This is a genomic window from Leucobacter sp. Ag1 (genome assembly GCF_000980875.1).
GTDB classification, from domain to species: Bacteria; Actinomycetota; Actinomycetes; order Actinomycetales; family Microbacteriaceae; genus Leucobacter; species Leucobacter iarius.
In genome coordinates, this window is sequence record NZ_LAYO01000046.1 from 1 (window position 1) to 10120 (window position 10120).

Here is a 10120-nt window from a genome sequence, read left to right on the forward strand (position 1 = left end):
GGGCGATGGCCTTCGCCGGCGCGGATACGGACGCAGTCGCGGGCGCGGGCGCAGTCGCGGGCGCGGGCGCGGCGTTCGGCGCGGAGGATCCCGACCCCGCCGCCGGTTGCGCGGCGGGACGCGTCAGTACGCGCCGCATCGGGAGGATCCCCTCGTCGGATCCGACCCGGGGCACGGTCGCCCAGAACCACAGGTAGAGGATCCCGCCCGCGCCGCTCGCGAGCAGCAGGGCGGCGAACACGATCCGCACGCCCGCGACCGGGATGCCGAGGTGCGCCGCGAGCCCGGCGCAGACGCCCGCGAGCAGGCGGCCGTCGTCGGGTCTCGTGAGAGCGGGGCGGTCCATGCCTCCATCCAAGCACCCGGAGCCGGGAACCGGGGTGCTCGGGGTGCGGAATGGGGGTCGGCTCAGGGTGATCCCCCATAGCCGCGGCGCCCGGGCCGGAGCCAGACTCGAAGCATGAACGAAACAACTCCTCCTCCCGGTGCTCCCGGAGGCTCCGGCCCCGCGAACCCCGGCCCCGCAGGCGCCCCGGGCGGGCGCCCCTTCGGTGCGGGCTTCTTCGACTGGATCCGCGGTCTCCGGGTGCAGCGCAGCGACGACCGCTGGTTCACCGGCGTCGCCTCGGGCCTCGCGGCACGCTTCGGCATCGACCCGCTGATCGTGCGCGGCATCTTCGTGGTACTCGCGCTGCTCGGCGGGCCGGGGATCCTGCTCTACCTCGCCGGCTGGCTCCTGCTGCCCGACTCCCTCGGCCGCATCCACCTGGAGGAGGTCTTCCGGGGGCGAGCCTCGGCCGGGATGCTGACCGTCACGATCATCCTCGCGACGCTCGTCTTCATCCCGGTCGTCATCGGACTCCTCGTCCCCTCCGTCGCCGGAGTGCCGAACCTCGGCATCTGGCACTGGGATCTCTGGGGCGCCCTCGGAATCCCGGGTTGGCTCTCGGGCACGATCGCCTGGCTCTGCTGGGTCGCGATCATCGTGCTCGGCATCGTGTGGCTGAGCCGAGCGTTCGGCGGCCGCCGCGCTCCGGGCACGCCCGGCGCGCCCGGACAGCCGTCGCAGCCCGGTGACCCCGCGCAGCCCGGCGCCGCCGGAGCTCCGCAGGATCCGACGGCCTCCTTCGGTCAGCAGACCCGGGACTTCGCCGACCGCGCCGAGGCCTGGGGCCAGCGCACCGGCGACCGCGCCGAAGCCTGGGGCCAGCAGTTCAGCGAGCGGGCGAACGCCTGGGGCGAGCGCGCGGGCAAGCGCGCCGATGAGTGGACCTCCGACGTCAACGCACGGTCCGCGGCCTGGACCGCTCAGCACCGCGCCGAGCAGCGCGCCACGCGCCTCGGCCCCGTGCACACCGTGCTCACCCTCGCGCTCGCCCTGCTCGCCGCCGGCGCCACGGCGCTGTGGGCGCAGCAGACGCAGGCGCTCGGCGCCTCGCACATCCCGGGCGATACCGCGGGCGCCCTGCTCGCCTCGATGGTCGCGGCGCTCGTCGTCCTCGCACTCTCGCTCGTCGTCGCCGGGATCCGCGGCCGACGCACCGGCTGGATCGGGTTCCTCTCCGCCTGCGGCGTCGTCGCGGTCCTGGTCGCCGCGGTGCTGCCCTGGGGCAGCCGGTTCCAGCCCTTCGGGCACCTCGACGCCGGTGCCGAGGCACCCGCGACGGTCATGCTCGCGGGAACCACCGTGCTCGACCTCGGCGCGCTCGATTCGCGGCAGGCCGGCGAGGACTACGAGGTCTGGGTGCTCGCCGGCAACGCCAAGGTGCAGGCGCCCACGGATCGACCCGCGCGAGTGCGCGTCGAGGTCGGGGCGGGCAACATCACCGAGCAGCGGGACGGCATCGACTTCAAGCAGTCCGGCCCGCTGGTGGCCCGCACGATCGAGACGGGTGCCGGCGAGCCCGGCCCCACCACCCGCGTGACCGTCCGCGTGCTCGGCGGGAACGTCACCGTCGTCGATTCGTCGGCATCGAACCAGAGAGGCACCCGATGAACGCCCAGGACCCGTCCGCACCGATCGACCCCGCGGACGCAGACGTCAACGTCGACACCGGCGACGGTGCCGCTCGCTCCGCGGATCCGGCGGTTCCCACCGTGGACGATTCCGCAGCAGCGCCGACCGTTCCGCAGCCGGAGGCGGAGCCTGCGGCGGAGCCGGCGGCGCCAGGTGCGGAGCCGCAGGACTCGACGATCCCCCCGCAGACCGCAGAGCAGGCTGCGCCGCACGCTCCGCAGGCCGAGCGGACTCAGCAGACCCGGCCGTTTCCGCAGGCGCAGTCGGTCGAGCCGCGCCGCCGGGTGCGCACCGGCCCCATCGTGTGGGGATCGCTGATCCTCGCGTTCTGCGCCTTCGTGGTCCAGATGTCCCTCGCTCCGGGCACCGTCGATCCGGCCGTGTGGATCTCGGGCACCGTGCTCGGCCTCGGCGTCCTGCTGCTCGGCGTCAGCGCCGGGATCCTCGCCCGGAACGCCCGCGCTCGCCGCAGGGACTGAGCACCCGGGACGGAGATGCCCCGTGCTGCGGTCCACGACCGCGGCACGGGGCATCTCGACGTACGGTGCCTACACGGTGGTGCTGACCCTCGGGATCTCGCGAGTGTCGGTGCGGATCCAGTGCAGCGGCACCTCGATCGCGACCCGGGTGCCACCCCGGGCATCGGAGCCCCACGAGATCGATCCGCCGAGCTCGCCCTCGATGAGGGTGCGCACGATCTGCGTGCCGAGGCCGTCGCCGACGCGTCCGTCGGGCAGGCCGGATCCGGTGTCGATGACCTCGACCGCGAGCCGGTCGTCGGTGCGGTCGGCCCGGATGATGACCTCGCCCTCGCGACCCGCGAGGCCGTGCTCGACCGCGTTGGTGACGACCTCGGTGAGGGCCAGCGCGAGCGGCGTCGCGTACTCCGAGGGCAGCTCGCCGAACTTGCCCTCCTTGCTCGGGTGCACCGTCGTGCCGTGCAGGCTCGCGACCTCGGCCGCCAGGCCGAGCACTCGGTCGAAGACCACGTCGAAGTCGACGATCTGCGAGAGGCCCGTCGACAGCGTGTCGTGCACGACCGCGATGGCGGCGACGCGGCGCATGGCCTGGCCGAGCACCTCCTTGGCCTCCTCGCTGCGTGCGCGACGGGCCTGCACCCGCAGCAGCGAGGCCACGGTCTGCAGGTTGTTCTTGACTCGGTGGTGGATCTCGCGGATCGTCGCGTCCTTGGTGATGAGCTCCTGCTCCTGCTGGCGCAGGTCGGTCACGTCGCGGGTCAGGATGATGCCGCCCGCGCGCTCGCCATCGCGGATCACGGGAATCGACCGGAGGGTCGCCACGCGCCCCCTCGCTTCGATGTCGGCGCGCTTCGCGATCTTGCCCTGGGTGATGAGCGGCAGCGACTCGTTGGTGTCGAACTGGCCCTTCAGTAGTTCGGCGAGCACCTCGCTCAGATTCTCGCCCTCGAGCTCGTCGCGGTAGCCGAGCAGCGTGAAGGTGGTCTGCGTGTTGGGGCTCGCGAAGGTGACCTCGCCGTCGGTGGCGACGCGCACCAGCCCGTCCGCGGCGCGGGGGGCGCCGCGCTCGCGGCCCTTGGTCGTGCCCGGGGAGGGGAAGAGTCCGTGCTGGATCATGGAGAAGAGGTCGGAGGCGCACTCGCGGAACGCGGCGCCGATGCGGGAGGCGCTCTGCTGGTCGGCGCTGCTCGTGTGCAGCGTGACGACCGCGAACGGACCCTGCAGTCGCCCCTGCTCGTCGCGACGGCTCACCGAGAACGCGGTGAGGTTCATCGGGTTCTCCTCGTACCAGGCCGGCGAGGTGGAGACCACGGGGGCCCGGGTGGTCATCGCCTCGTCGACGAGGTCGCGCCAGTCGGGCCGGAGGAAATCGCCGATCACGTCCCGGTAGAACAGCGTGACCGAGCCGGCCGGGCGGCTGTGCGCGACCGCGAGGTACTCGCCCGCGTCGGTCGGAGCCCAGAGCACGACGTCGCCGAGGGCGAGATCGGCGAGCAGCGGCCAGTCGAGCACGAGCAGATCGAGCCACTCGATCTCCTCCTGGCTGAGGTTCGAGTACTTCTCGGCGAGATTCTGCAGCGTCGACACGGGATCAGCCTAACGTTTCGCGCGGAGCCCCCGGAACGCCGGCGACGGCGGCCGGGCGACTCCGACGACAGGGCACAGACGCCAGAGGTCTCAGAACCCGCTGCCCGAACGCGCTTGACCGTCGATTGATCCGGTTTTCTAGGGTGGAAGTCATCCGATCGCACGCCGCCCGGCGATGCGGATCGGGTCCGGGGTCTGTGGGGGACGTCCGTCCAGTTTCGAGAGGATCCCGTGCCCGACGCCCGCATGCGCTCGCGCGCCCATCAGCACTCGCCCCCGCACCGTCATCGGCGACCGCAGCCCTCCGAGCACCACCTGCAGTGGCCGAAGCCGCAGGATCCGGTACCCGACGACATCCCGGAACCGCCGCCCCGTCTGGTGCGGAACCTGGCGGTCCGCGCGTTCGAGATCATCGACGGCACGCGAACCGCCGCGCAGCTGGGCCCGTGGATCACCCCGCTCGTGGCGCGGCGCCTCGAACGGCTCCGCGCGATGCACGAGGAGCGACGCCGCGTGCTCGGCGACCAGCGCCGCTCGGTGCCCGAGGCCGGCCCCGCGCACATCACAAGACCCCGTCCGAACGTGGCGGAGGCGTCCGTCACGCTGCACACGGCCGTGCGCGCCTACGCGGTGCCGATGCGCCTCGAGTACCTGCGCAGACGCTGGATCGCGACCTCGCTGACGGTGCTGTGAACCGCCGGAGCCTACTCGGAGACGGCCGCGCGCGCGGCGCGGAGCTTCGAGACCTCGTAGAGGGTGACGCTCGCCGCGATACCCGCGTTGAGCGACTCCGTCGCGGCCGAGATCGGCACCGACACGATCACGTCGCAGGTCTCGGTGACGAGTCGCGACAGCCCCTCGCCCTCGCTGCCCACCACGAGCACCACGGGGCGATCCGCGAGCTCGAGACCGGGCAGCTCGACATCGCCGCCGCCGTCGAGGCCGATCACGAAGACGCCGCGCTTCTTCAGGTCCTTGAGGGTGCGCGTGAGGTTCGTGGCCATCGCCACGGGCACGCGCGCCGCGGCACCCGCGGAGGTCTTCCACGCTGCGGCGTTCAGGCCGACCGAGCGACGCTGCGGCACGATGACGCCCTGGCCGCCGAACGCGGCGACCGAGCGGATGATCGCGCCCAGGTTGCGCGGGTCCGTGACCCCGTCGAGCGCGACGAGCAGCGGGTTCTCGCCGCGCTCCTCGACCTGGTCGAGCACCTCGAGCGGGTGCGCGTACTCGTAGGGCGGCACCTTGAGCAGCACGCCCTGGTGCACCGTGTCGCGCATGGTCATGCGGTCAAGCTCGGCGCGCATCACCTCGAGCACGGGGACCCCGCGCCCGACGGCCAGGCCGAGGATCTCGCGCATGCGGTCGTCCATCTCGACCTTGGCCGCGACGTAGAGCGCGGTCGCCGGGGTCTTGGTGCGCAGCGCCTCGAGCACCGCGTTGCGGCCGGTGACGAGCTCGGTGTCGACCGGCTTGCGGGTGGAGCGCTGCGTGCGCTCGCCCGAGCCGCCGCCTCGGTTGCCATGGCGGTCGCGCGCCGCGTTCAGGCGCTCGCGCGCGGCCTTGGCCTTGCCCGCCGGGTGGTAGGGGCGGTCCTCCGCCTTGGGGGTCGGCTTGCGACCCTCCAGCGCCTGGCGACCCTGACCGCCCGATCCGACGGCCTTGCCGCGGCTCTTCTTGCGTACGGCGCCTGCGCGCCCACTCTTGTTGCTCATGCGAGGCTCCAGCCCGTTCCGTTCTGACGATCTTCGAGTGCGATGCCCGCGGCCTGCAGCCGGTCGCGGATCGCGTCGCTCGTAGCGAAGTCCTTGTTGGCGCGCGCCTCCGCGCGCTGCTCGATCAGTGCGCCGACGAGCGCGTCGAGCGCGCCCTCGGCGGCCGCGTCCGCACCCGCCGCGGCGCCCGCGCGCCAGACCGGGTCGGCCGGGTCGAGTCCGAGCACGCGCAGCATGGCGACGACCTCGCCCGCGCGCACGCGCAGCCCCTCGGCGTCATCGGCGTCGATCGCGGTGTTGCCCGCGCGCACGGCCTCGTGCAGCGCCGCGAGCGCCTGCGGTACCGCGAAGTCGTCGAGCATCGCATCGACGAACGCCTGCGGCAGCGCAACAGGTTCGGGCGCGGAGCCCAGGTGCTCGGTCGCCCGTGCGACGAAGCCCTCGATGCGCTCGAACGCCGCGGCGGCCTCGGTCAGCGAGGTCTCCGAGAACTCGAGCACCGAGCGGTAGTGCGCCGAACCGAGGAAGTAGCGCAGCACGATCGGCCGCGTCTGAGCGAGCAGATCGTGGGCGAAGAGCGAGTTGCCGAGCGACTTCGACATCTTCTGGCCGCCGGTGTTCACGAGGCCGTTGTGGATCCAGTGCCGCGCGAAGCCGTGCCCCGCGGCCGACGACTGCGCCAGCTCGTTCTCGTGGTGCGGGAAGCGCAGGTCGAGCCCGCCGCCGTGGATGTCGAACTCGGTGCCGAGATAGCGGGTCGCCATGGCCGAGCACTCGATGTGCCAGCCCGGACGCCCGGCGCCCCACGGGGACGGCCACGAAGCGGTCGCGGGCTCCGAATCGCGCGACGCCTTCCAGAGGGCGAAGTCGCGGGGATCCCGCTTGCCCACCGGCTCCGAGTCCGCGGCGTCCTCCATCTGCTCGCGGCGCTGGCGCGTGAGCGCGCCGTACTCGGGCCAGCTCGCGGTGTCGAAGTAGACGCTCGCCGAGCCGTCGGCCGCGCGGTAGGCGTGGCCGCGCTCGATCAGCAGCTCGATCAGCTCGACCATCTCGCGGATGTTCGCGGTCGCGCGCGGCTCGTAGGTGGGCGGCAGCACGCCGATCGCGTCGTACGCGGCGGTGAAGTCGCGCTCGACCCGGTAGGCCAGCGCCCACCACTCCTCGGATCCGCCGGCCTCGCGCGCGATGCGGGCGTTGTCGAGGATCTTGTCGTCGATGTCGGTGACGTTGCGGATCAGCGAGACCTCGAGGCCGCTCGCCTCGAACCACCGCCGCATCTGGTCGTACACGAGCGCACTGCGCAGGTGGCCGATGTGCGGCGCGGACTGCACGGTCGGCCCGCAGACGTAGAGCCCGACCCGGCCCGCTTCACGCGGGACGAAGTCGACGACGTCCTGGGTCCGTGAGTCGTAGATCCGCTGTTGCATCCTTCGAGTCTACGGCCTCGTCAGGGGCGATCGCCCCCTGTGACGCCGATCCCGCCTACTCGAGCTCTCCGCGCAGGAAGAAGTTCATCTGCTTCGAGATGTGCACCGCGTGATCGCCGAAGCGCTCGTGGTAGCGGCTCGCGAGGGTCGCGTCCACGACGCCGGTCGGGTCGGCCTGCAGCTTGTCGCTGAGCACCTTCTCGAACACCTTGGCGTGCAGCTCGTCGATATCGTCGTCCAGGTCGCGGATCACGTCGATCGTGGCCGGATCCTGGTTGCGGAGCAGCTCGACGAGCTTCTCGGCCATGAGCACGTCGAGCTCGCCCATGCGCACGAAGGTCTTCTTCAGCCCCTTGGGGATCGCGCTCTCGGGGTAGCGGTAGCGCGCCAGCTGGGCGATGTGCTGGGCGAGGTCCGCCATGCGCTCGAGCGAGGCGCTCATACGCAGCGCACCCACCATGAGGCGGAGGTCGGAGGCGACCGGCTGCTGCCGGGCGAGGATGTCGATGGTGAGCTCGTCGAGCGCACCCGCCTGCTCCTCGACCGCCTCGCTGCTGTCGATGACCTGCTCCGCGAGAGCGACGTCGGAGTTCCCGAAGGCGGTGGTCGCCTGCTGGATCGCGTCCTTCACGAGCTCAGCGATCTCCACGAGGCGGTCCTGCACCTCGCGCAGCTCCTGCTGGAAGACTTCACGCATATCGAACGGTTCCCTTTCCTCCGGCGCGCCGAGAGGGCGCGTCGCACGCAACGTTACGGCATCAGTGTTCCCCACGGCCGTGAACGCCTCCCGGCCCTCAGGTAAACAGGAGTTGAACACGGGGCTCCGGTCGATCGCCGCCGAATACCATGGGTGCCATGACCCCGACTCTGCTCGTGCTCGCCTCCATCGGCCTGGGGATCCTCATCGGAGTCCTGGTCACGGCGACGATCACCGCCGCGCGCTCAGCCGGCCGTCGACGAGCCGCCGCTTTGCGCCCCGAGCTCCCCGAGGTCGCGGTCGAGATCCTGAACGAGCATGACAGCTTCGCTGTGATCCTCGATTCCTCCCTCTCCCCCGTGTACGCGAACCCGGCCGCCCGCGACGACGCCCGGATCACCGGCGAGCAGCTGCGCGAGCAGGACTTCCTGGCCCAGGCCCGGCGCGTGATGTCGACGGGCATGACCGAGACCCGGCAGCCGGCCGCGGACGACACGGCGGACACCGTGCGCGTGCACCTGTTCCGGATTCAGCGCCGATTCCTCGTGGTGATCGCCGAGGATCTCGGCGAGGAGCAGCGCGTCAACGCCATGCGCCGCGACTTCATCGCGAACGTCAGCCACGAGCTCAAGACGCCCATCGCGGCGATCAGCCTGCTCTCGGAGGCCGTGCACGAGGCCGCGGACGAGCCCGATCGGGTGCGCGGCTTCGCGCAGACCCTGATGAAGGAGTCGCAGCGCCTCGGCAACCTCTCGCGGGACATCATCCAGCTCTCCGAGGCCCAGGGCACCGTGCAGCCCGAGGACCGGGAGCCGGTGCCGCTCCGGGGCCTCGTGCGATCCGAGGTGGACGCCCACCGCACCTACGCCGAGCAGCACGGCGTCGAGCTCGTCGTCACCGAGCCCCCCGCCGAACTCGGCGATCTCGTCACCCTCGGCCGGCAGGCGTCGCTCGGCGTCGCCATCGCCAACCTGCTGAGCAACGCCATCCGCCACTCCCCCGACGGGGGTCGGGTCGGCGTCGGCATGGAGGTCACCGAACGCGCCTGCGTCGTGACCGTCACCGATCAGGGGGACGGCATCCCCGCCGAGCTCCTCCCCCGCATCTTCGAGCGCTTCTATCGAGTGGACGCCTCGCGCAGCCGCGCGGGCGGCGGCACCGGCCTCGGCCTGAGTATCGCCCGGCACACCATGCGCTCGCACGGCGGGGACATCGAGGTCTGGTCGCAGCCGGGCGTGGGATCCAGCTTCAGCCTGACTTTCCCGCTCGTCGACCTCGGCGAGGACCCGAAGTCGAAGAAGGCGAAGAAGGCCCGAGGCTCGGCGAAGACCAAGAAGATCCAGAAGCAAGCCTCCGCATCGCGGAAGAAAGAGGTCACGGCGTGAGTCAGCGCATCCTGCTGGTCGAGGACGAGGAATCGATCTCGCAACCGCTCGCGTTCCTGCTCGAACGCGAGGGCTACCGGGTCCGGGTCGTCGCCGACGGCTCGGAGGCGATCCGTGTCTTCCCCGAGGAGCAGTTCGAACTGGTGCTGCTCGATCTCATGCTGCCCGGCCTGCCCGGGACCGAGGTCTGCCGGTCGATCCGCGCTCGCTCGCAGGTGCCGATCATCATGCTGACTGCGAAGGACAGCGAGATCGATATCGTCGTGGGCCTCGAGCTCGGCGCCGACGACTACATCACGAAGCCCTACTCGACCCGAGAACTGCTGGCCCGCGTCCGCGCGGCCCTGCGCCGCGGCCACGCCGGCGAGCCGGAGGAGGAAGAGGCCGAGGAGGGCGTGCTCGAGGAGCTCGGGGTGCGCCTCGACACCGAGCGCCACACCGTCTCGGTGCGGGGCGAGGAGATCTCGATGCCCCTGCGCGAGTTCGAGCTGCTCGAACTGCTCATGCGGCACTCCGGGCGGGTGCTCACCCGCGGCCAGCTCATCGACCGCGTGTGGGGCAGCAACTACTACGGCGACACCAAGACGCTCGACGTGCACATCAAGCGGATCCGTTCCCGGATCGAGCCGGTGCCGTCCGATCCCACGATCGTCACGACGGTCCGCGGCGTCGGCTACCGCTTCGCCTGAGCGCGCCCGGCCCCGGGCCGCGAACGACGGAGGCCCCGCAGGCATCGCCCGCGGGCCCTCCGTCGTTCGCGCGGGGGCGTCAGTTGGCGGGAGTCGACTCCGCGCCGGACTTCCCGTCCCCGCC

At 71.8% G+C, this 10120-nt stretch carries 10 protein-coding genes; 5 read left to right on the forward strand and 5 right to left on the reverse strand.

All coding sequences use genetic code 11. From position 1 onward, the window contains the following. Positions 1-346 (reverse strand): PspC domain-containing protein (locus tag XM48_RS18120; RefSeq protein WP_197074111.1); only part of this gene is annotated, 346 nt, incomplete at its 3' end. A 114-nt stretch (positions 347-460) separates the two neighbouring features. Between XM48_RS18120 and XM48_RS00750 the strand changes: the two genes are divergently transcribed. Both XM48_RS00750 and XM48_RS17685 read left to right on the forward strand, forming a co-directional pair. Then, positions 461-1996 (forward strand): PspC domain-containing protein, encoded by a 1536-nt coding sequence (locus tag XM48_RS00750; protein WP_084820835.1) that lies wholly within the window; start codon positions 461-463, stop codon positions 1994-1996. Further along, entirely contained in the window at positions 1993-2496 is a 504-nt protein-coding gene (locus tag XM48_RS17685; RefSeq protein ID WP_046453864.1) for a hypothetical protein, read from the forward strand. Before XM48_RS00750 ends, XM48_RS17685 begins: the two co-directional genes overlap by 4 nt. Before the next feature lie 69 nt (positions 2497-2565). Here XM48_RS17685 and XM48_RS00760 read toward each other — a convergent pair whose 3' ends face one another. After that, positions 2566-4083 (reverse strand): sensor histidine kinase, encoded by a 1518-nt coding sequence (locus tag XM48_RS00760; protein ID WP_046453865.1) that lies wholly within the window; start codon positions 4081-4083, stop codon positions 2566-2568. 231 nt (positions 4084-4314) lie between these two features. On the opposite strand from XM48_RS00760, the gene XM48_RS00765 reads away from it, so the two are divergent. Beyond that, on the forward strand, positions 4315-4776 hold the full coding sequence (locus XM48_RS00765; RefSeq protein ID WP_052961207.1) for an Rv3235 family protein: 462 nt from the start codon (positions 4315-4317) through the stop codon (positions 4774-4776). A gap of 11 nt (positions 4777-4787) precedes the next feature. On the opposite strand, the gene rlmB is transcribed toward XM48_RS00765, so the two are convergent. The 3 genes from rlmB to phoU are packed head-to-tail and all read right to left on the reverse strand — an operon-like array spanning position 4788 to position 7922. After that, on the reverse strand, positions 4788-5798 hold the full coding sequence (rlmB, locus tag XM48_RS00770; RefSeq protein WP_046453866.1) for a 23S rRNA (guanosine(2251)-2'-O)-methyltransferase RlmB: 1011 nt from the start codon (positions 5796-5798) through the stop codon (positions 4788-4790). Next, complete coding sequence (gene cysS, locus XM48_RS00775) at positions 5795-7225, reverse strand: cysteine--tRNA ligase (RefSeq protein ID WP_046453867.1); 1431 nt, start codon at positions 7223-7225, stop codon at positions 5795-5797. Before cysS ends, rlmB begins: the two co-directional genes overlap by 4 nt. Positions 7226-7280: 55 nt before the next feature. Continuing rightward, the gene (gene phoU, locus XM48_RS00780) at positions 7281-7922 is read right to left on the reverse strand and encodes a phosphate signaling complex protein PhoU (RefSeq protein ID WP_046453868.1); all 642 of its coding nucleotides are present in this window, start codon (positions 7920-7922) and stop codon (positions 7281-7283) included. A 158-nt stretch (positions 7923-8080) separates the two neighbouring features. Here phoU and XM48_RS00785 point away from each other — a divergent pair, with 158 nt between their 5' ends. Both XM48_RS00785 and XM48_RS00790 read left to right on the forward strand, forming a co-directional pair. Continuing rightward, the gene (locus tag XM48_RS00785; protein ID WP_046453869.1) at positions 8081-9307 is read left to right on the forward strand and encodes a cell wall metabolism sensor histidine kinase WalK; all 1227 of its coding nucleotides are present in this window, start codon (positions 8081-8083) and stop codon (positions 9305-9307) included. After that, on the forward strand, positions 9304-9996 hold the full coding sequence (locus tag XM48_RS00790) for a response regulator transcription factor (RefSeq protein WP_046453870.1): 693 nt from the start codon (positions 9304-9306) through the stop codon (positions 9994-9996). The genes XM48_RS00785 and XM48_RS00790 overlap by 4 nt, the downstream gene beginning before the upstream one ends. Positions 9997-10120: the final 124 nt, after the last annotated feature.